Raw genomic sequence first — 21917 nt, 5'->3', positions numbered from 1 at the left:
AGCCCTCCAGATACTTGTTGTCTTCGGAGAAGCCCTTATATTTGCTCACGCAAAAAATGGTATGCACGCATACTGTTTTTTGCGCTTTAGCCCCTGTAATCGTCAAACCATGATCGACATAACCGACCCGAAACGACATAAAAAAAGCCTTCCCGGTGGGAAGGCTTACGTTAAGGTGGTGGTGATGGACGGAATCGAACCGCCGACACAAGGATTTTCAGTCCTTTGCTCTACCAACTGAGCTACATCACCGAAACGTGGGTGCAAAAGTAGGCGAGGGAATGACTTCCTGCAAGCCTACGGCCCAAAAAAGTAGAAGAAAAAATACGTAAAAAAGACAGGTGACTGATTGTCAGTGCCTAATTCAGTAAAATAAATGGAAATTGTTCAACAGATTCTGTTCGTAGCGGCCCTGGCAGGGGCTGGCTGGTTCATCGCTCAACGCGTCGGGCTGATTAGTCGCGCTATCAAACTGGGCCGTCCCGAAAACCGATTCGACCACCCCGATGAGCGGCTGAAGACCATGCTGCTGGTTGCCTTTGGGCAGAAAAAAATGTTCACCAACCTGCTGGTGGGCAGTATGCACTTCGTGATCTACGCCGGCTTTATCATCATCAACCTCGAAATTCTGGAAATCATTCTGGACGGTGTGCTGGGTACACACCGTCTGTTTGCGCCCTACATCACACCCGTCTACTCGGTACTGATCGATGTGTTCGAGGTGCTGGCCTTTGGCGTACTGGCTGTTTGTGTGGTGTTTCTGTGCCGCCGGTTCATTGCCCGCGTGAGTCGCCTGCAGGCGAGCCAGCATCGGGAACTGACAGGCTGGCCTGTTTCTGACGCGACTATAATCCTGACCGCCGAGATCGTGCTGATGATTGCTTTCCTGACCTGGAACGCGTCGGACAGCGTACTGCGCGACCGGGGTATTGGCCACTATGGCGAGCTGAAGGGCATTGTTCCCGATTTTATAATCAGCCAGTTTCTGAAGCCGCTTTTCGCAGGATTAAGCGACGGGGCGCTGGTAGCCTACGAGCGCGTATCGTGGTGGCTGCACATCCTGGGCATTCTGGCCTTTGGTGTCTACGTAACCTACTCCAAGCACCTGCACATTGCACTGGGTTTCCCGAACGTGTATTTCTCCGATCTGCAGCCAAAGGGCGAAATGCAGAACATGCCCGAAGTAACCCGCGAAGTGCAGCTGGCCCTGGGCCTGCCCGTTACAACCGGCCCTAACGGCGAACAGGCCAATGACAACGGCGAGCAGGTGGCCGAGGTAGGCCGGTTTGGCGCCAAAGATGTCGAGGACCTGAAGTGGATAAACCTCATGAACGCCTATAGCTGCACGGAATGTGGCCGCTGCACGGCTGCCTGTCCGGCCAACATCACCGGCAAGAAACTGTCGCCCCGCAAGATCATGATGGATACCCGTGATCGGCTGGAGGATATTCAGAAAGGCTGGAAAGCGAATGGGCCCGACTACAAGGACGACAAGTCGCTGCTGGGCGATTATATCACGGCCGAGGAACTGAACGCCTGCACGACCTGCCAGGCCTGCGTGAACGCCTGCCCGATCAACATCAACCCGCTCGACATCATTCTGCAACTTCGGCGCTACCGCGTTATGGAAGAGTCGCAGGCACCGGCGTCGTGGAATGCGATGTTCAGCAATATTGAGAACAACATGGCCCCCTGGAAATTCTCGCCCAGCGATCGGTTCAACTGGGCCGACCAGGTGAATGAGCCTTTGACAAAGTAAGCGTTTACGGTTTACAATATTCAGTTTACGGTGGCCCGTCACACGGTGGCCCGTCACACGGTGGCCCGTCACACGGTGGCCCGTCACTCGGAGATCCGACGGGTCGATAGCTAGCGTAAGAAAGGTGTTCCACTGATGAACGACAATGTAAACCGTAGACCGTAAACCGAATACCAACAATGATTGCTAACGAAAAAACATACACAGTGCCGACCATGGCCGACATGGCGGCTGCCGGTGACGAACCGGAAATCCTGTTCTGGGTTGGCTGTGCCGGCTCGTTCGACGACCGGTACAAGCGCGTAACGATTGCGTTCGTGCGCATCCTGAACCACGTGGGCATTAAATTCGCGGTGCTGGGGCCCGAAGAAGGCTGCACCGGCGATCCGGCCCGTCGGGCCGGCAACGAGTTTCTGTTTCAGATGCAGGCCATGTCCAACATTCAGGTGCTGAATGGTTACAACGTGAAGAAAATTGTGACGGCCTGCCCCCACTGCTTCAACACGCTTAAAAACGAGTATCCCGAACTGGGTGGTAACTACGAAGTCATTCACCACTCGCAGTTTCTGCAGGGGCTTATCAACGAAGGGCGCGTGACGGTGAAAGACGGCGAGTCGTTTAAAGGGCGCCGGATCACCTTCCACGACTCCTGTTACCTGGGTCGGGCCAACAAAGTCTACGAAGCCCCGCGCGAGGTGCTGGCCGCGCTCGATGCCGATCTGGTTGAGATGAAGCGCGTGCGGGCCAATGGGCTCTGCTGCGGTGCCGGGGGCGGACAGTATTTTAAAGAGCCGGAGCCCGGAACCAAAGATGTCAACGTCGAACGGGTACAGGAAGCCCTGGCTACCGGTGCCGATACCATTGCTGTGGCCTGTCCGTTCTGCATGACCATGATGTCGGATGGGGTGAAAAACCAGAACCGTGAGGATACCGTTCGGGTCTACGACGTGTCGGAACTGATTGCCCAGGGGCAGGGGTTGTAACGGCGTAAACCGGATCGCCCGTCGGGGTGGGTCCGCTCAGCTTCCAGACAACTATGTTCATTCCATTCGATACGCTGCCTGATACAGCCCGGCTCTGGGTATATCCGGCCAGCCGGCCTCTGTCCGATGCCGATGTTACGCTGATTGAGCAGCAGCTCGAACCTGCGCTGCAGGGATGGACTGCCCACGGGCAGCCCCTGATGGCGTCGGCCCGGGTCGTGGCAAATCGGTTCATTCTGATTGCCGTCGACGAAGGATTTGCGCTGCCCAGCGGTTGTTCGATCGACGCATCGGTGGGTATGTTGCAAAGCCTTAGTGAGCAGCTGACCGCTCAGAGTGGAGCCGTCGATTTTTTTGATCGATCGGCCATGGTGCAGACGGAAAGCGGTGGCGTAACGGCTGTGGCGCTCCCGGCCATCAAGGCGGCCGTTGCCAGCGGGCAGCTTCGCCCCGACACCGTTGTGTTCAACACCCTGGTGCAAACCGTGTCTGATTTTCGGACAGGGTGGCAGATACCGGCCGAGGCTTCCTGGCTGAAGCGCTATTTTCGTTCGGTAGGCGCCTAACGAACTGGTCTAGAGAAGAGCCGGTCTGCTTTTGCCCGTATTTGGGCTCAGGCAGGCCGGCTCAAACATTGGGGGTGCCCGAAACGTTCACTGCCAAATCGGCAGATGGGGGTTGTTTAGGCTTTTTTTTTAAACAAAGGATTGATTTTTGCAGTCTCAACCTGATACGTATCAACGGGTTAGGCTTCTGGCCGCGCCTGCACTGTTGAGCGGAGCCGATGGTTAACGGCAATTAACTCTTACTTTTATAGCGACCATGCCCGAAGTTATGTCAGATACGCCAACTCGCGACGACGACCAAACGCAACCGCTTGACAGCTCACTCACGCCACAACCCGCAGCCGAAACGCCGGCCCGGGGATATTCCGATGAGCAGAAGTACCGGATTTTCAACAAGGAGTTTATGCCCCACATCGACTCCATGTACAACTTCGCGTTTCGGTTGACCATGGACGAGGATGATGCCAACGATCTGGTACAGGACACGTATCTGAAGGCATTCCGGTTTATATCGTCGTTTGAGCAAGGAACTAACGCAAAAGCGTGGCTGTTTCGGATTCTGAAGAACAGCTTCATCAACGATTATCGGAAGAAAAGTAAGGAGCCGGCTAAAGTGGATTACCAGGACGTGGAAACGACCTATAATTCAGAAGATGCCGAAACCGAACATACCGTCGACCTGCGGGCCGAGTCGGTGTCTGACCTGATCGGTGATGAAGTGGCAACGGCACTCAACTCGTTGCCGGTCGACTTCCGCACGGTAATCATCCTGTGCGACATCGAAGGGTTCACTTATGAGGAAATGGCCAAGATTCTGGACATTCCAATTGGTACCGTTCGATCCCGGCTGCACCGGGCTCGTAACCTGCTGAAAGAAAAATTGCGTGATTATGCTTCTTCCATGGGTTATGATGAAGAAATAGATGAATAAACCGAACTTTTTCTATCGATAAACTAGTTGTGCTGATAACTTAACGTATTATTATTTTTGGAATAAATTAAACTTTTCCAATGCAAACGTCGTTGCCATCGTCATCTTCTTCCAGCGATAAGCCTGAGATGAAACACGAGTGCGGTCATCAGGCTGACTGCTTGAAGATGATCCAGCTGATTCTGGATGGTGAAGCTACCGAACAGCAGCTCGCCAGACTACAGGTCAACCTGGAGTCCTGCAAACCCTGTATTGAAATGTATCATCTCGAACGGGAAGTCAAGGAACTGTTGACTAAACGGATGGAGAAAAAATGCTGCCCGGAACAATTGATAGCAACGATCAAATCCCGGATACTGACATTTAGCTAGTGCGTCGAATATACCGATTGGGGTAAACAGTGAGCGTTTTTCAAACGAGCCTGTTTACCCCAATTAATTTTATAACCACCTCAAAGTCATTGCACCTTGGACGGCAAACTGATTATCTTCTCGGCGCCTTCGGGCTCCGGAAAAACAACCATCGTTAAACACCTGCTGACCGAAAATGATCATTTCGGCTTCTCGATCTCGGCCTGTACGCGTGACCGGCGGGGGCGCTCTGAAGAAAACGGGAAAGACTACTACTTTCTGACCCCCGATGAGTTCAAGCACAAAATAGACGCCGACGAGTTTGTTGAATGGGAAGAAGTATATACGGGGGCGTTCTACGGCACCCTGAAATCAGAAATTCAGCGACTCTGGGACAGTGGCAAACACGTTCTTTTTGATGTAGACGTGCAGGGTGGTCTTAAACTCAAGGAGTATTACGGCGACAAGGCACTGGCCGTATTTGTGAAAGTGCCCAACGAAGAAACGCTGCGCGAGCGGCTGATTGGCCGGGGCTCTGAGACAGAAGAAAGTCTGTCGAAACGGCTGTTCAAAGTTCATTTCGAGATGAGCTTTCAGGATCAGTTCGATGTCGTACTGGTCAACGACGACCTGGAAACGTCGCTCCGGAAAGCCCAGCAGCTCGCCGACGATTTTGTGCTGCGCAACATCGTTCCGCCCAAATCAACCATCCTGTAGGCCATGCGGATCGGCTTGTTTTTTGGCTCCTTCAACCCGATTCATATCGGTCACCTGATCATTGCCAACACCATGGCCACCACAACCGATCTCGATCAGGTGTGGTTTGTGGTGTCGCCCCACAATCCGTTCAAGAAAGCAACCAGCCTGTTGCATGAGTTCGACCGGCTGGATCTGGTCGAGCAGGCCATTGCCGACAATAGCCGCCTGCGGGCTACCGATATCGAGTTTTCGATGCCCCGCCCGAGCTATACCATCGACACGCTGGCCCGGCTCGCCGAGAAATATCCGCAGCATACGTTTCGGCTGATTATGGGCGAGGACAATCTGGAGCAGTTTGCCAACTGGAAAAATTACCGGCAAATTCTGGATCTCTACGGGGTGTATGTGTACCCGCGTCCGCTGGCGGCTGGTGTGCCCGAAAGCCCGTTCAAGACCGACCCGCAGGTGCGGCTGGTAGAAGCGCCGTTGCTCGCCATCTCGGCAACATTTATTCGCAATTGCATCCGTGCCGACCGATCGATCCGCTACATGGTGCCCGACGTGGTCGAAGAAAAAATCCGACGGAAGAAATTCTACCGCTGAACGGCGGTCACACTTTTTCAGACAGGCGGCAGTCACCCAGCGGTGGCTGCCGTTTTTGCTGGTGGGTAATTGGTGCGGGCAGACTGGGTGCAACAGCAACTGCGTTAGGTGCGTACTGAGAAAGGGTAGTCATGTACTCTTGTATCTCTAACGGACAAATAGAATGAAGGCGACCAGCCGTTTTTCATCCCTGCAACTAGCCGGTTTCATAACAGGCCTGAGCCTGATTCTGATCGGTATTGGCTGCAAACCCTCGGGCGATGCCGTAACCCCCCAGCCGGCTACGAGCACCACCACCAGCAACCTAACGGTGAATCGCTGGATTCTGGAGAATATGCGGACGTATTACTACTGGAACGACAAGATTCCGGCCGCACCCGATACGACACTGGCACCCGATGCCTTTTTCGATTCGATTCTTTACGACTACGACGCTACGCTGCGCCCCGATGGCGACCGATTCTCGTGGATCGAAGAAAGTGCGGCCGACCTGACTGCCAGCTTGAGTGGTGAGACAAAACAACCGGAATGGAGTTCAACCTGTACCTTCGGGCATCGGGTTCGACGGCCGTGATTGCCCAGGTGCTGTATGTGCTGCCTGGTTCGCCCGCCGAAAAGGCCGGCCTGAAACGGGGTGACATTATCAGCAAGGTAAACGGACAGGCCATCACCACTACCAACTACCAGTCGCTGCTATTCGACAGCAACGTAGCCACCTACACATTTGGGTTGGCGCAGGTCAGCAACCAAAGCATTGTCGATACCGACGTAACGCGTAGTGTGACGCCCACGGTGTTTCAGGAAAATCCCGTCTTTCTCGACTCGATATACACCATTGGCAGCAGGAAGGTGGGCTATCTGGTGTACAATCAGTTTGTGCCCGGCCCCAATGGTAGTGCTACGGCCAGCTACGACGCGCAGGTAGATGCCGTCTTCGGCCAGTTCAAGGCAAACGGTGTAAACGAACTGGTACTCGACCTGCGCTACAACCCCGGCGGCTACACATCGTCGTCGGCCAATCTGGCCAGTTTGATCGGCAGGGGAGTCGATGCCAGCAAACTTTATTTCAGCGAGCACTGGAACAGCACGCTGACACCCCTGCTTCAGAAGGAATACGGCAGCGACTTTTTCCTGCAGAAGTTCAGCACCAAAGCGCAGAACATTGGCGGCAACCTGACGCGCCTGTACGTGCTGACGAGCGAGCGCACTGCTTCGGCCTCCGAACTGATCATCAACGGCCTTCGACCCTACATGACCGTAAATACCATTGGCACTACAACCGTTGGCAAGAATGTAGGGTCTATTACAATAACCGACGATACGGGCAAAATAAACTGGGGAATGCAGCCGATCGTATTCCGGTCGTACAACAGCCTCGGGCAATCGGATTATGCAGCTGGTTTTACGCCGACCACCGACGTGGAGGAGCCCATTAATCTGCTTCCACTGGGCGACACGCGGGAAGCACTGCTCAACCAGGCCCTTTACGAAATTGCCGGTACAACGCCCTCGGGTCGGTTATCGAGTCAGCGCGTTGGCAATGTATTGCCGTTCGTGCGGTCGTCGGTTCAGCGGAAGATGGCAGGAAGTCAGCTGATAAAAGCTATGAAATTAATACCTTAGCGGTGCCAATTGCTTCGTTATAAGAAAAAACGCCGGACCCTGCTGGTCAGCAAGATGGGTTGGCCATGGTTAGATTTAATTTTTTATTCGTTAGTCCCCCTTTATGAAGTACAATTTGTTGACTGAAAATCGTCCGGCAACGACCGGTAACCACACTACATTGCTTTCGCGTCTTCGTCAGCAGCGGGTCAACAGCGCGCTGCTGTTGCTTTGTGTTGGCTGGTCGGCCGCGCTGTTCAGCTGCTCCAAATCCAGCACCACCAGCACGCTGGGCGACTGGCGGCACCGGTCTGATTTCGAAGGACCCGCCCGTACGCAGGCGGCTAGCTTTGTGATCGGCAATAAGGCTTATATCGGTACGGGAACCAACTCCGACAACGAGCGGCTGAACGACTTCTGGAGCTATGATCCGGCCCGCAACGCCTGGACACAGATTGCCAACTTTGGGGGTGCACCCCGGGCCGCGGCCATCGGTTTTGCCGTAGGCACCAAAGGCTATGTAGGCACGGGTACCGACGTCAACAGCGACCGGCTGAAAGACTTCTGGTGCTACGACCAGACCAGCAATACCTGGAAAAAAGTTGCTGACTTCGGCGGCACGGCCCGCCGGAATGCGGTATCGTTTACCATTGGCAACCGTGGCTACGTAGGAACGGGTTTCGATGGTAATTACCTGAAAGATTTCTGGGCGTACGATCCGGCTACGAATGTCTGGACCAAGACGGCCAGCTACAGCGGTGCCAAACGAATTGGGGCAGTTAGCTTCGTGATCGACAACCTGGCCTACGTAGGTACGGGTAACAACAATGGCTCGCCCGAGAAAGACTGGTGGGCATACGATGCTACGCAGGATCTCTGGATCGAGAAAGCACAGTTCACCTCCGATCAGTCGACGATTGCCCGTAGCTATGCAGCTGCCTTCGCCATCGATGGCAAAGGGTATATTGTGGGTGGCGATGGCAACACGACGGTGTGGCAGTACACGCCGGCCAGCGATACCTGGGCTACGCTGGGTGTGTTTGAAGGGGTAACCCGGCAGTACGCGCAGGGCTTTGCTCTGTCGGGTAAAGGCTATATCACCACAGGTAACTCTGGTACCAACCGGTTCGACGACCTGTGGGAGTTCGACCCAACCAAAGAACAGGATACCAGTGCCAACTAAACAGGACGTAGCGCCGTCTCCGGCTTACCTGCGACCACTGCTGGTGGTTGTATTGCTGGGGCTGGCGGTGTTCACGGCCTACCGATTCTTTCCCGTTCGTCAGTCGTATCGCGTCGACCCTTTTCAGACACCCTCTGGCTGGGGCTACGATATCCGGCAGGACGAACGGGTATTGATTCATCAGCCCGGCATTCCTGGCGTAGCCGGTAACGTCGGATTCAGCAGTGAAGCCCAGGCCCGCCAGGTTGGCGAACGGGTTATTCAAAAGCTGAACGACAACGACGGGCTGCCCACGCTTACTCACGACGAACTCCGCCAACTGGGGGTGTCTGTTCCATAACTATTTAGCATTTACCTCATGCATTTTATTCACCGCTGTGCCAGCGTTTTTCTGGTAGCCATGGGGTTGTTTGCCTGTCAGTCGGGAACCCTCGATGTGGGGCAGGCGGTCATCAATCCGCAGGAGCTACTGATTCAGTCGATCGACACCGTAACGGTGAAGATGTCGACCGTGCTGGCGCCCGATTCGTTCGTAACCTATGCCGATACGAACATCATGGTGGGGCGCTGGAACGACGCCACTACGGGGGTACTTACCGCCAGAGGCTTCACCACGGTCGACTACGTCAGCAACGACCTGGTGTCGCAATCCAACCTGCGGCTCGACTCGCTGGTACTGGAGATGGGCTACTCGTTTGCCTACGGGGATACCACCTCGGCCTATACGCTCAACGTACACCAGCTGAGCAATGCCCTGAGTGCCAATACGGTGTATTATAATACGAGTTCGGTGTCCTACAATCCGACACCGCTGATGACCAGAACGGTTGTTCCACGGCCTCGTACCAATAACCGACTCATCCGGTTTCGGCTCACCGATGCCATGGCCAGTGCGTTCTTCGCCAGGCTGATCGACGGCAGCATCTCCGATGCAACAACCATGGTCGATTATTGGAAAGGGTTTGCGTTTACCAGCTCTTCAGCAGGCAATATACTGGCTGGGTTTGGGGTCAACAACTTCTCTAGTCTGCGCCTGTATTATCACAATACAAACCTTGAGCGTACGGCCAGTTCGATTCGATTCCCACTCCGGTCTACGCATTTCACGCAGCTGCTGAATGATCGGAGCAAGACGGTACTCAACAAACTACAGAGCCGGTCAGATGCCGTGTCGAGTGATCAGACTGATCGGTCAACAACGGTAGCGCTTGGTGCAGGGTTGCGGACACGAATCGAGTTTCCGTACATCGATCAGTTCTACCAGCCCGGATCGTTTGCCGGTGTCAACAGTGCCTTGCTGGTGCTACAACCCATCCGGAGAACCCTGCGTGACAATACGACGCCCCCCAATCAGCTGGCCCTGTACGAAACCAACAATCAGAACGAGCTTCTGTCGGCGGTACCAGCCACCGCTTCGGGCGGTTCGCAGGCTATCGTTTCGTATTTCTATGATGCCAACGCCGTGGACCTGACCGATACCTACACGTTTGATCTGACCCAGTACATTGGGAATCTGATTACGCGTAAAACGCCCAACCGCCCACTTATCCTGACCGTTCCGACTGGTTCGTACAGTCTGGCTACGCTGGCGCAGCGGGTATCGATCGGCGATGCGCAACGTTCCGGCGATCGGGTACGGCTGCGGCTGTTCACCACGCAAAGCCTGTAAGCAGACTCCGCATAATCGAGGCCCATAAAAAAAGCGGCTCACCCATCGATCGGGTGAGCCGCTTTTTTATTGGTTTTAGTCAGTTCGTTCTGCTAGTCGATGAGCCCTAAACTGACAAGAATGGCCTGAAAACAATAAAGAGGACGAGTAAGGGCTCATCCTCTTTAAAACTACCTTAACCTATGATAAGACTACGTATTCTCAGACACTAATCTGCGAAACCGTGATTATGGGGCTAAAGGTACTATACGTTTTTAAATAACAGCCAAAATGCTCGACTATTTATGAAAATAATTTACAATATGGCTTTTTGGAGTCAGTAATCCGTCTGTGATGACTCAGGGAAGGCCATTTTGAAAGGTTACTTCAGTGGCTAACCCGATGGCACTCATGCGAATAGCTACCGATCGACTGTTCGACTTCGCGCCCGGCTTATCGCAATGGACACCGCGTTCGAGGAAGTAGATGTAAAACTTCTGGTTCCGATCGGCAATCTCGTTGATGTCGGGGCGGCCGAGCAGATCGCCAATCGTGTTGGCCCGCTTACCCTTCAGATTTTTTATTTCGGCCCGGAAATCGGGCAGGAGCGTGGCCCGAACGCCGTTGCAGCCTCCCCGGTCGCCCCGCCATTTTTTCAGGTCGAGCCGGCCAAAGGTATCAGGTGGCGGGTCGCAGCTGACCAGCCCGGCAGACAGCAGAAGCACAAAGGCACCCAGCCGCTTGAGCTGGGCGTGGATGGGCCGACGCATTGGATGGGTTGCGTTAGCGCTCATTGTAAAGGACCTGCGTGAGCGTCTGGCCAACGGCCTTCAGCGTAGTTTTATCGATATTGGCCATCGTGTCGTCGGCGGTATGCCAGGCCGGGAAGAAGCCGCCCATCGTTACGTTGGTGTGAATGATGTCGATCATCGGGATTTTGGCAATCAGATTAGGCGCCAGATGATCGTCGGTAATGGCCCCACCGGGCGTATCGATGAAAAACTGACTGTAGCCCGCCCGGCTGGCCGTTTGCCAAACCGTGTCGACCACACTGGGAGCCAGCTGCTGCGAATAGCCTTCGCGGGTAAACGTAGCCCCCTTCGCGCCAACCATGTCGAGCAGAATGCCATAATAGGCCGAATAGCCCGGTTTATGCGGGGTTTTGGCCCAGTAGCGTGACCCCAGGCAGAAGCCCACGAAATCGACAGGTTGCCCATTCACGGTAAGGCCGTCTTTCACGTCGTTGGCGGCTTTTTCGCCGTTGCCCCAGTCTTCGGCATCGAACAGGATCAGATCGATACCTACGTCGGGTTTGTCTTTCGCCTGCTGAATGGTGCGGGCCACTTCGAGCATAATGCCAACGCCACTGGCGCCGTCGTTGGCCGCGGGCACTGGTTTGCTCTGGTCGGCCGCATCGGCATCCTGATCGGCGTGTGGGCGCGAATCCCAGTGCGACGCCAGAATGATCCGCTTGGTCGCTTTGGGGTTGATGCTGCCGATGATGTTGCGGGCGTTCAGCTTCTGACCGTCCCAGGTGGTGGCGACGAATTTTTGCTCAGTTACCTCACAGCCGTATTGCCGGAGTTTAGCCACCAGGTAATCGCCGGCTTTGGTGTGCGCTGCTGTGTTGGGCACGCGGGGGCCAAAAGCTACCTGCTGATCGATAAAGGTATAGGCCGAGTCGGCGTTGAACGCCGGGGCGGGCGTCATTGCGGGCTGGGCTGCCGTGGTGGCCGTGGTTTCGGTCTTCGATTCGTTGGTACGGCAGGCGCCAGTGGCCAGCGTCAGCAGCAACGAAGCGGCCAGAATGGATTTGGTCATGGAATAAAAGGGGCTGTTGGTTGGGATAAACCGGTTACTCTTCGTAAGCCCAGTCGATCTGGTGTTTCATGTCTTTGATGGCCAGGCCCTGCGCTTTGAAGTACGAACGGATCTGGTCGACTTTATCGTATTGCTTCTGCTCCTTGTATTCGCGGTAAAGCGTGAGCAACCCGCTCAGCACGGGCTGGTTGTCGGTACCTTCTTCGGTCAGGCCCAGCACATCGTTCAGGAAGGTCTGGTACGAGGTCCGCAGTTGATCGAATACCGCTTCGCCCAGCGCAGCCGGGGCCAGCTGCCCCATATACAGCATGTTGATATACTTGAGCAGCGTAAAGAGCTGGGCGATACCGACGGCGGTGTTGAGATCGTCGTTGAGGGCGTCGTAGAACTGCTGTACGGCTTTCTGAATGTCGGCCTGCTTGGCGGTATCGATGGCCACGGTCTCATCCGAACGATACGTCAGCGTTTTCACCACACGCAGCCCATTGGCCAGTCGGCGGTAGCCTTTCTGGGCCGCCTTCAGGGCATCGTTCGAGAAGTCGAGCGTGCTGCGGTAGTGCGACTGAAGCATAAAGAACCGCACCGTCATGGGGCTGTAGGGCTGCTCGAGCAGGCGGTGACTGCCCGCAAACAACTCGGCCGGCAGAAACGAGTTGCCCAGCGATTTCGACATTTTCTGGCCATTCACGGTGAGCATGTTCGAGTGCATCCAGTAGCGCACCGGGTCATGACCGGTCAGGCCATCGCCCTGCGCAATTTCGCATTCGTGGTGCGGAAACTTAAGGTCCATACCGCCCCCATGGATGTCGAACTGCTTACCGAGGTATTTGGTGCTCATGCAGGTGCACTCGAGGTGCCAGCCCGGAAAGCCAGCGCCCCAGGGCGAGTTCCAGCGCATAAGGTGCTCCGGTGCAGCCCGTTTCCAGATGGCAAAGTCGAGCGGGTTACGCTTTTCCGACTGCCCGTCGAGTTCGCGGGTTTCGTTGAGCAGGTCGTCGAGAATGCGGCCCGACAGCTTTCCGTACTGACCACCCCGCTTGTTATAGGTCTCGATATCGAAATACACCGATCCGTTCGCTTCATACGCCAGTCCGTTGGCCAGTAGCTGCTGCACGGCTTCGATCTGCTCGACCATGTGGCCCGTTGCCGTGGGTTCGATGCTGGGCGGAATGGTGTTGAATTGCGCCATCACCGTGTGAAAATCATTGGTGAAACGCTGCACGATTTCCATGGGCTCTACCTTTTCGAGCTTCGCCATCCGCCCGATCTTGTCTTCGCCCTCGTCGCCGTCGCCCACCAGGTGGCCCACATCGGTCAGGTTGCGCACATAGCGCACCTTGTATCCAATGAACGTAAGGTAGCGGTACAGTGTGTCGAATGTCAGGAAGGTACGGACGTTGCCCAGGTGCACGTAATTGTAGACCGTTGGTCCGCAGACGTACATGCCAACGTAGGGTGGCGCAAGCGGTTCGAAGCGTTCTTTCCGGCGGGAAAGCGTGTTATAGAGGTGAAGCGGTTGTGTGCCAGATTCAGTCATACTGCCAAAATTGGGGGCCGTGGGCCTGGGCAAAACTACGCATTGTCGACCGGAAAACGGTGGGCCATTCGGTGGGCCCGCCCGCTTTTGGCTATATTCGCGTTTTGTTTTCAGAACCACCCGTTGGGGTCATCTATGCAGGTAGTGGAGGTGGGCAACAATGCCCGGTATCAGAACGAATTTCTTCAGTTGCCCGTTCGGCTCTACCGCACGGACCCGTGCTGGATCAGACCCCTCGATACCGATGTAGAAGAAGTATTCGACCCAACCCGTAACAAGCGGTTTGAGCAGGGCGAGTGCACCCGGTTTCTGCTGCTCAACGACAAACAGGAAACCATTGGCCGGATTGCCGCTTTTGTCGACCGGGCCATTGCCACCCTCGACAATGAGCAACCCACCGGCGGAATGGGCTTTTTCGAGTGTATCGACGATCGGGACGCGGCTTTCCGGCTGTTCGATACGGCCAAAGCCTGGTTGCAGGCGCGGGGTATGGAGGCCATGGATGGCCCCGTCAACTTCGGCGACCGCGACCGCTGGTGGGGCCTGCTGGTCGATGGGTTCGACCGCGAACCCAACTACTGCATGCCCTATACCAAGCCCTACTACATTGGCTTTCTGGAAGCATACGGGTTTCAGGATTATTTCAGGCAGTTCACGTTTGGGATTCCGACTACCTGGGATAAGCTCGTCAATATGTCGCAGGCGGTCAAAGACCGGGCGCAGCGCATCTACGAAAATCCCGAGTACAGTTTCCGGACGATCGACAAACGGCACCTGCCCGCGGCTGCCGAACAGTTTCGGCATATCTACAATGCCGCCTGGGGTGGCCACAGTGGCGTGAAAGAGATGTCGGCCGAACAGGCGCAGCTGCTGATGCAGAAGCTGAAGCCAGTAATCGACGAGAAGATTATTTATTTCGCCTACCACGGCGATGAGCCGGTCGCTTTTTTCGTCTGCCTGCCCGAACTGAACCAGGTGTTTAAGCACGTCAACGGCAAGCTCGACCTGATTGGCAAAATCAAGTTCTTGTGGCACATGATCCGCAAGACCAACCACAAAGCGTTTGGGGTTGTGTTTGGCGTGGCGCCGGCCCATCAGGGAAAAGGCCTCGAAGCCGCCATTGCCCTGCGCATGCCCCACGAAGCCGCCAACAACCCCGGTTTTCAGTACGATGAACTGGAAATGAACTGGGTCGGCGATTTCAATCCGATTATGGTGCGGTTCGTCAGTCAGCTGGGGTCGACGATCGTGAAAACCCACATTACCTATCGCTACCTCTTCGACCGAACCAAACCCTTCAAACGGTGCCCACCCATCGGGCGCAAAAAACAGTGATCGGTTTGTGGTTTATGGTCGGTAGTTCGTAGTTAACTGCACCCGGAAACCACAGAAGACGAACGACAAACCACAAACGAATAACCATGAGTCTGCTAACTATTGGATCTGTAGCGTTCGATGCGCTCGAAACCCCGTTCGGCAAAACGGATAAAATTATCGGCGGGGCTGCCACCTACATCACCCTGTCGGCGTCGTATTTCACCCGCCCCAATAATCTCGTGGCGGTCGTGGGCGACGATTTTCCGCAGAGCATGATCGATGATCTCAACCGCCACGGCGTCAATACCGATGGGCTGGAGATTCGCCAGGGCGAAAAAACGTTTTTCTGGTCGGGTAAGTATCATGACGACATGAATACCCGCGATACGGTGGAGGTGCAACTCAACGTAATGGAGCACTTCGATCCGATTATTCCGGATGCGTACCAGGATTGTCAGTATCTGATGCTCGGCAATACCGCCCCGGCCATCCAGCAGAAGGTGATCGAGCGGCTGCACAACCGGCCCAGGCTGATCGTACTCGATACCATGAACCTCTGGATCGAGATTGCCCATACCGATCTGGTCAACCTGCTCAAGCTGGTCGATGTGCTGGTGGTGAATGACGAGGAAGCCCGGCAGCTGTCGCGCGAGAGTTCGCTGGTGAAAGCGGCTGCCAAAATCCGGACCATGGGACCACAGACGGTTATCATCAAAAAAGGCGAACACGGTGCGCTGCTGTTTCAGGGCGATCAGGTGTTTTTTGCGCCGGCGCTGCCGCTCGAAGAAGTGTTCGACCCCACCGGTGCCGGTGATACCTTCGCGGGTGGCTTTATCGGGCACCTCGCCAAAACCGACGATACCTCGTTCGACAATATGAAGCGGGCCATTATCTACGGGTCGGCCATGGCGTCGTTCTGCGTAGAGAAGTTCGGCGCCGAGCGCATCATGAACCTCACCGACGCCGAGATTCAGAGCCGGGTCGATCAGTTTGTGAACCTGTCATCGTTCGGGCTGTAGGCATCGCCGATACGTAGCTGCTGTTTTGCCCAAACGCATAACCCAGCGAGCGACATTCGCCTTAAAAAACGAGGCAGGCCGGAACTCAGATAGTCCCGGCCTGCCTCGTTTGGTATCACCTGGTGCCGACACCGTGATCGGTCAGGCGCTGGCTTAAAAGCCTTCTTTTTCGGCTTCCTTGTCTTTCTTCTTCTCCTTTTCCTTCGGCGCTTCCTTCACCACTTTTTCGCCGGGCTTGGGTTTCGGCTTCGGCGCTGGTTTGACCTTCGTTTTGTACTGGTCCAGGTAGTGATCGACAAACTGGGTTTTCTCATCGATCGTGGCCGGCACGACTTCCAGCGTGGCTTTAGCACTGTTTTTCGATCCGGCCAGCAGCCGGTCGTTGATCTCCTGTTCGGAGGTGATGATGGCCAGCTGGGCCAGCGCCCCCGGCCCGTTGCCCGGCTTGAAATCGTAGAATACCCACACCTCGGGCGACGACTCGAGGTAAATACTGGCTTCGTCGCCATTGGCCGATTTCCGGATTTCGACGAAGCCATCCATCTGCGCGTTCACGTCGGTGCCCATGATGTTCGACACGCCCAGTTTACCGGTGCTGTAAAAGGCATTGAACTTGTCGGACCAGCGCAGGTTGGCGTTGGCCAGTACCAGCGAGGTCAGCAGACGGGGCGATGCCTGATGCAGCGGCACATGCTGATTCTGGGCTTTGGTCCGGTACGCATCGACGGCTTTCTGACCAATGAGGGGCAGCAGCTTATCCGACAGCCGGTTCAGGTCATCGTCGGCGGCTTCGTCGTTTTTCTCCTCCTGGTTGGCACTGACCAGCTTGCTCGCAATGGCCGTGTTGATGCCCTCCGGAATGGGGAATGTAAAGGCCAGCAGGGTGTTGAACCGGTACTGGGCACTATCGATGTTGATACGGGCCGAACCTGCCGAGAGCAGGTACGTCTGCGGGGCTGCGTTGAGCAGGTTCAGCTGTCCCTTAAACGTGACCTGACCTTTTGGGTCGTTGAAGGTAAAGGCGTTTTCGACCTCGTCGCTGGCGCTGTCGGCCACCACGCCACCCGGGTCGGTATCTTTCGAACTAATCCGGTATAGCTTGTCCTTCTCGTCGTACTGCATGATGCCCGTGGCCGTAAAGAGGTCTTCGTCTTTCGTGTCTTCCTTCGGCGACAGGAAAGTAGGGTAGAGCCCGGCCCCGCCCCCCCGGAAGTGGATACCCGCCACGAGCGGCTGATCGCCCTCGTTTTTGAGGTTTTTGTCGACCCGGATCGCCAGCCGCTCCGCCACTTTTTCCCTGAACGGAATCCAGCCGCTGATCAGGTCCCGGCGTTTCTTGAGGGCTGGTTTGATATACCCGTCGAGGGCCAGATCCTTGTCGGGGGCTTTCATCGTAATCACACCTTTGTAGAGGATACTGGGGGCCAGCTGCAGGTTGTCGCCCTCGTCGACTTCGGCCCGGGCCACGGTGTAAAACGTCTTGAGCGGTCCGGCAGCCCGGCGGGTCGTTCGGCCGGGCCGTCGGTTGTCGGTACTGGCCACAGCCACCGGCGCTTCGGTCAGCTCGAAACTACCCATCTTGATACTGGCCGTGTCGCCCCGGGCCGTGGCAAACTGGTAGGTGGCATCGCCCGAGAAGCGCGTGCGCGACTGCACCTGGATGTTGCCATTCTTGAGCCGGTGAAACAGACTAACGGTATCGAGTTCGAGCCGGGCATTTTTCAGGGCCAGCATCTCGCCGTTCCGCCGGATCGTAACCACGCCTTTGTCGGGGTAGATACGCGCATCGGCTGCCGTCACGTAGGGCACCCCGCTGATGTTGAGCATCATTTTCTCCACATCGTACAGGGCTGCCGATCCGTTGAAGGTCAGGTTTTCCTGCTCGTCGGCGGTGGCCGTAAACGTCGATGTTTTGACATCGCCCTTCATGGCGATGGTTTTGGCGTTGATGTTCCATTGCGCCCGGTTGATGCTTGTTTTGTAGGCTGCGAACGGAAACGCCATACTCGACTGAACCGTATCGGCCAGATTCTGCTGCCGGTTGATGGCCAGTCCGACCATGCCTTTCACCTGGTTGAAATCGACATCGATGGCATCGCCCAGCAAAATGGGTTTGTTGCCTTCCTTATCCGACAGGATCTTGAACTGGGCGTTGTCGGCCAGAAAACCCTCCTTGTTGAATTTGATGCTGTTCGAAATCGCTTCGGAGTCTTTCCGGCGGAGGGTACCGTTGCCAAAGAGGCCTTTCGAGCGCAACACCAGCCCACCCTCCAGGTTGGTGGTTGCGTTGTAGAAGCTGAAATTGTTTTTCTGGGTGGTGATAACCATGCTGTCGGCCTTTGGCCACCACTTGAGGGCGTAGTTGTTGAGCTGCACCTGCGGAAAATAAGCTTGTGCCGTACCCGGTTTGCCCGCCACCAGACCCTCGCGAATCTCACCTTTGGCGCCGGTGGCTACCAGCGAGTCGGGCATGAAGAGGATCGACTGGGCGGTAAGGCTTGCCGTGAGGTGGTTCAGCATCCCCTCGGCCCGCAGTCCGTTCTTATCCATGACCAGATCGCTCGTGAGTTTTACGTTCGACGTTTTGCTGCCGTAGAGCGGATAACCACCCGGGGGCGCCTTATGCACAAATCCCAGCGTATTGTCGGGCATGGTTTTCAGCTCGGCCTTAAAGGGCGGAAACAGCCCATCGGAATAAAACGTACCCATAAACGAGATGTCGCCCTTGCCCAGGCTGTCGTTGTCGATGGCCGGGATCTTGAAATACACCTTCTGGTTGTAGATCAGGTCGCCCCGTACCGGCTGGTTGAAATAAACGGTCATACCCTCGGGCATCACCAGCCGCTGGGTGGTTTTCTTACCTTTCACCAGCCCCGACTTGTTATCGGCACTGGCCAGGTATACGGTACCGGCCTTGTCGTACTTGATATCGCCACCCACTTCGCCCGTCTTGCCCTGAGCCGCCAGTTTCTGCGACGAGAAGGTGATGGAGTCGATCTTGTTGAGGTTGATGGCAAACTTGTCGTAGTCGAACTTCAGGTCGCGGCCGGCGTAGCGCAGCGTACCGGCTTTTACCTGTCCGTTGAGCATGAACGACCGGCCTTTGCCCACGCGCAGGGTCTTGTCGGACGGAAAGCCGAATACTTTCAGTGAATCAGACAGTGTGAACTGGCTGACGCCCCGGATGGTCAGAATCTTATCGGTCAGATCGATGGTAGCGTTTTTGAGGCTATCGTTGGAAGGGAAAAACGACTGGACCCGAAAATTGTCGTAGTCGTGTTTCTGGGCGTAGGCCAGCACGTAAAGCACGCCCTTGCGGCTCAGGCGCATGAGCCCCGTGGCCGGGTTCTGATCCAGATAACCTTCGAGCACCATGCGGTTGAGCGACCCCCGCAGCGCCATCGGGTTTACTTTTACCGAGGCAATCACATCCTCGGGTAAAAACTGCTGTACCTTTTTGGTGGCCACGTAATTGGCAACGATCTGCAGCGGGTGAAACCCGTAGTCGACGGTCAGGTCGGCATAGCGCTGGGGCTGGAAGTAATCGAACGACTCAAACTGCACCGGTACTTCGCGTTTGGCACCTACCTGGTAGAAATCGACTTTCTGCCGGCCCACATCCCAGCGCATCACTTCGGGCAGAATAAAAAACATGTGGTACGAGTCGGCGTAGGGGACACGGGCATAACTCGTGCGGGTTTCGCGGTTGAGCCAGGCCACGCGTTGCGCCTTGTCGAACCGGAACTGTGTGGCGGGGTGCGTGATGGAGTCGGTGGCTACGTAGCCGACAAACGCGGCCGACCCGGCCGTGATGGTCGAGTCGCGGAAGTCGAACCGGCGGCTGCTGGCCTTGAAGGCCGGCTTGCCATTGGCTTTTACGATCAGCACGGCCGGGTTGCCACTGGCCGATGAGCCCACCAGCTGGGTGCCGGCCAGTGCCAGGCCACCCCGGTAGTCGACGTCGGGGCCAAGGTTTGGTATCCGGGCGTCGTTCTGCCACGACATGAAGCGGGGATACTGCCCGCCCCCTTTCCGGCGGCTGACGTACTCGAAAACGCCCTTCACGGGTTTCATGCCGTCGTAGGTCAGCGTTACATCGTCGGCCTGCAGGCGTGGATTGGCCGTGTTAAAGGCATACTCGCTCAGGGTCACAAAAATGTCGGGGCGTCCTGCTGTTTCCCACGTAAACGTGCCGCCTTTGCCGAGGAGGGTGCCGTTGGTGAGCATCACCTCAGCCGAGGTATTGGCCAGCAGTGCTGAGTCGCCATTAGCAACCAGGGCCAGCGTAGTGCCGGTTAGGGTCAGCAAGGCGCCCGATACGCCCGGTAAGGCCCGACGCTGCGGAACAAACTGCACGCCCAGCGTTCGAACAGCGCCCGAGTCGCCCGGGGCCGGCTCATCCCAGCCATCGAAGCGTGACCGTTCGGCGGCTGCTTTGGCGGCAGCGGCCGAGTCGGCCGGTGTTTGCACAGCGGTCAGGCTGGCAGTCGGCGAGGGGGCCGCGTCGGCAAAGCGAAAGGCAAACGAGCCTCCCTGGGCATAGAGTTTATTGTAGTTGCTGGCGTAGAGTTCACGCCGTTCCAGAAAGCGCCGGATCGTTTGCAGGCTCTGGCCGAGCGTGCGGGTGTCGGTGGTTTCAAAAAGCTTTTCCTGCACCGTCAGCAGCCCGTCGATACTGGCCGCGGGCATCGACTGGGTATTGATACCGTGGTAGAGCGCTTCGAAAAACGGTACGAAGTGCGAGGCAGCGGGCAGGCGCTTCTGGTTCATCTTCCGGCTCAGGGCCATCACCCGCTCCTGCTGGGCGGCCGACAGGCGGTTCTCGGACCAGAGCGACTGGAGGTTGGTGCCGGCCCTGACACCGGCGGGGCCACCCGTGGCCATCAGCTTCTGTACATCGGCCACGAACTGCTCGGGCTTATCGGAAAGCCGAACCGCCTGGCCGAAGCCAGACAGCGCCAACGTCAGAAAAAAACAGAGCGATAAAGCGCGTCTCATAGAGCGGGGAAAAAGCGGTATGCTTTGAAAAACAAGCGTGTCGGAACCAGGCGGTACCTACCGGGTAAAGGCCAGTGAACTCCAGTCGCGCAGGCTGAGGGCGGTGCCCGGCATCAGACCCGCGTCGACGGCTTTCTGCCGGATATCGGGCGCATCATGCTCGTAGAACCCGCTCACCAGCAGCGTACCACCGGGTCGAAGCAGCGATACGTAGGTCGGTATTTCGGCCAGCAGTACGTTGCGGTTAATATTGGCCAGCACCACGTCGTAGCGACTGGCGGGGTCGACATCGGCAATGGTGCCCAGAAAGACCGTCACCTGCGGGCAATCGTTCAGGCCGGCGTTTTCGCGGGCGTTCTCCACGGCCCATTCTTCAATGTCGAAAGCCAGCGCGGCCGATGCCCCCATGCGGGCCGCCAGAATGGCCAGAATGCCGGTGCCGCTGCCCACGTCGAGTACGGATTTGCCCGTAAAATCGAGCGCCAGCTGCTGCTCCATCATCATGGCCGTGGTTTCGTGGTGGCCCGTTCCAAACGACATCTTGGGATTGATGACCAGATCGTAGCGAAACGTTGGGTCGACCGCATGAAACGACGCCCGCACCCGCACCGTACCGGCCACTTCGATGGGTTCGTAATCGCGCTCCCATTCGGCGTTCCAGTTCCGTTTTTCTAACGAACTGACCTGATAGGCTATTGCGGTCATTGGCTGGTATTTAGCCACCAGTTCGGCCAGCGCGTCGGCATCAAACTGGGCTTCGGTAACGTAGGCGTTCAGCCCTTCGTCGGTCTCAACGAAGGATTCATACGCGAGCTCGGCCAGCTCGGCCGTCAGGATGTCGGCAAAGTCGGGCGAAACCGTTAGTTGCACTTCTACATAGTTCATGGATCAAAGTAACGAA

19 protein-coding genes and 1 tRNA gene are annotated in these 21917 nt (G+C 56.3%); 14 read left to right on the top strand and 6 right to left on the bottom strand.

The features are described from left to right. Positions 1-176 precede the first annotated feature (176 nt). A tRNA-Phe gene (locus ACYVAC_RS07410) sits at positions 177-252 on the bottom strand. A 124-nt stretch (positions 253-376) separates the two neighbouring features. Here ACYVAC_RS07410 and ACYVAC_RS07405 point away from each other — a divergent pair. The 12 genes from ACYVAC_RS07405 (at position 377) to ACYVAC_RS07350 (ending at position 10345) form a co-directional block, all read left to right on the top strand. Further along, positions 377-1759: a 4Fe-4S dicluster domain-containing protein gene (locus ACYVAC_RS07405; protein ID WP_461096961.1), complete on the top strand. Its 1383-nt coding sequence runs from the start codon at positions 377-379 to the stop codon at positions 1757-1759. A 179-nt stretch (positions 1760-1938) separates the two neighbouring features. After that, positions 1939-2742 carry a (Fe-S)-binding protein gene (locus tag ACYVAC_RS07400; protein WP_461096960.1) on the top strand — a complete coding sequence of 268 codons (804 nt, stop codon included), beginning with the start codon at positions 1939-1941 and terminating at the stop codon, positions 2740-2742. A gap of 53 nt (positions 2743-2795) precedes the next feature. After that, positions 2796-3308, top strand: coding sequence for a hypothetical protein (locus ACYVAC_RS07395; RefSeq protein ID WP_461096959.1), 513 nt, complete (start codon positions 2796-2798; stop codon positions 3306-3308). Positions 3309-3576: 268 nt separating this feature from the next. Next, entirely contained in the window at positions 3577-4239 is a 663-nt protein-coding gene (locus ACYVAC_RS07390) for a sigma-70 family RNA polymerase sigma factor (RefSeq protein ID WP_461097012.1), read from the top strand. A gap of 80 nt (positions 4240-4319) precedes the next feature. Then, positions 4320-4610, top strand: a complete 291-nt coding sequence (locus ACYVAC_RS07385; RefSeq protein ID WP_461096958.1) for a hypothetical protein — start codon at positions 4320-4322, stop codon at positions 4608-4610. A 96-nt stretch (positions 4611-4706) separates the two neighbouring features. Beyond that, positions 4707-5306 (top strand): guanylate kinase, encoded by a 600-nt coding sequence (gene gmk, locus ACYVAC_RS07380; RefSeq protein ID WP_461096957.1) that lies wholly within the window; start codon positions 4707-4709, stop codon positions 5304-5306. A gap of 3 nt (positions 5307-5309) precedes the next feature. Continuing rightward, entirely contained in the window at positions 5310-5891 is a 582-nt protein-coding gene (nadD, locus tag ACYVAC_RS07375) for a nicotinate (nicotinamide) nucleotide adenylyltransferase (protein WP_461096956.1), read from the top strand. Between the two features lie 163 nt (positions 5892-6054). Continuing rightward, positions 6055-6465, top strand: coding sequence for a hypothetical protein (locus ACYVAC_RS07370; RefSeq protein ID WP_461096955.1), 411 nt, complete (start codon positions 6055-6057; stop codon positions 6463-6465). Then, positions 6420-7514 carry a S41 family peptidase gene (locus tag ACYVAC_RS07365; protein ID WP_461096954.1) on the top strand — a complete coding sequence of 365 codons (1095 nt, stop codon included), beginning with the start codon at positions 6420-6422 and terminating at the stop codon, positions 7512-7514. Before ACYVAC_RS07370 ends, ACYVAC_RS07365 begins: the two co-directional genes overlap by 46 nt. Positions 7515-7674: 160 nt before the next feature. Further along, complete coding sequence (locus ACYVAC_RS07360; protein WP_461096953.1) at positions 7675-8676, top strand: Kelch repeat-containing protein; 1002 nt, start codon at positions 7675-7677, stop codon at positions 8674-8676. After that, a complete protein-coding gene (locus ACYVAC_RS07355) occupies positions 8666-9016 on the top strand; it encodes a DUF4907 domain-containing protein (RefSeq protein WP_461096952.1) in 351 nt (116 codons plus the stop codon). The genes ACYVAC_RS07360 and ACYVAC_RS07355 overlap by 11 nt, the downstream gene beginning before the upstream one ends. 18 nt (positions 9017-9034) lie before the next feature. Continuing rightward, positions 9035-10345 (top strand): DUF4270 family protein, encoded by a 1311-nt coding sequence (locus tag ACYVAC_RS07350; protein WP_461096951.1) that lies wholly within the window; start codon positions 9035-9037, stop codon positions 10343-10345. A gap of 338 nt (positions 10346-10683) precedes the next feature. Here ACYVAC_RS07350 and ACYVAC_RS07345 read toward each other — a convergent pair whose 3' ends face one another. From ACYVAC_RS07345 to cysS, 3 genes are read right to left on the bottom strand one after another with little or no spacing between them, the layout of a single operon-like run. Further along, the gene (locus ACYVAC_RS07345; RefSeq protein WP_461096950.1) at positions 10684-11094 is read right to left on the bottom strand and encodes a hypothetical protein; all 411 of its coding nucleotides are present in this window, start codon (positions 11092-11094) and stop codon (positions 10684-10686) included. A 13-nt stretch (positions 11095-11107) separates the two neighbouring features. Further along, positions 11108-12145, bottom strand: a complete 1038-nt coding sequence (locus tag ACYVAC_RS07340; protein WP_461096949.1) for a M28 family peptidase — start codon at positions 12143-12145, stop codon at positions 11108-11110. A 34-nt stretch (positions 12146-12179) separates the two neighbouring features. After that, a complete protein-coding gene (cysS, locus tag ACYVAC_RS07335; protein WP_461096948.1) occupies positions 12180-13682 on the bottom strand; it encodes a cysteine--tRNA ligase in 1503 nt (500 codons plus the stop codon). Positions 13683-13817: 135 nt separating this feature from the next. On the opposite strand from cysS, the gene ACYVAC_RS07330 reads away from it, so the two are divergent. Further along, positions 13818-15017 (top strand): hypothetical protein, encoded by a 1200-nt coding sequence (locus ACYVAC_RS07330; RefSeq protein ID WP_461096947.1) that lies wholly within the window; start codon positions 13818-13820, stop codon positions 15015-15017. Positions 15018-15103: 86 nt separating this feature from the next. Continuing rightward, a complete protein-coding gene (locus tag ACYVAC_RS07325) occupies positions 15104-16018 on the top strand; it encodes a PfkB family carbohydrate kinase (protein WP_461096946.1) in 915 nt (304 codons plus the stop codon). Positions 16019-16171: 153 nt separating this feature from the next. On the opposite strand, the gene ACYVAC_RS07320 is transcribed toward ACYVAC_RS07325, so the two are convergent. Together ACYVAC_RS07320 and prmA are read right to left on the bottom strand one after the other, a co-directional pair. Further along, positions 16172-21016 (bottom strand): hypothetical protein, encoded by a 4845-nt coding sequence (locus tag ACYVAC_RS07320; protein WP_461096945.1) that lies wholly within the window; start codon positions 21014-21016, stop codon positions 16172-16174. Between the two features lie 57 nt (positions 21017-21073). After that, complete coding sequence (gene prmA, locus ACYVAC_RS07315; protein WP_461096944.1) at positions 21074-21901, bottom strand: 50S ribosomal protein L11 methyltransferase; 828 nt, start codon at positions 21899-21901, stop codon at positions 21074-21076. Positions 21902-21917 lie beyond the last annotated feature (16 nt).

The organism is Spirosoma luteolum (assembly GCF_054778875.1).
This window is presented reverse-complemented; position numbering and strand designations above follow the sequence as displayed.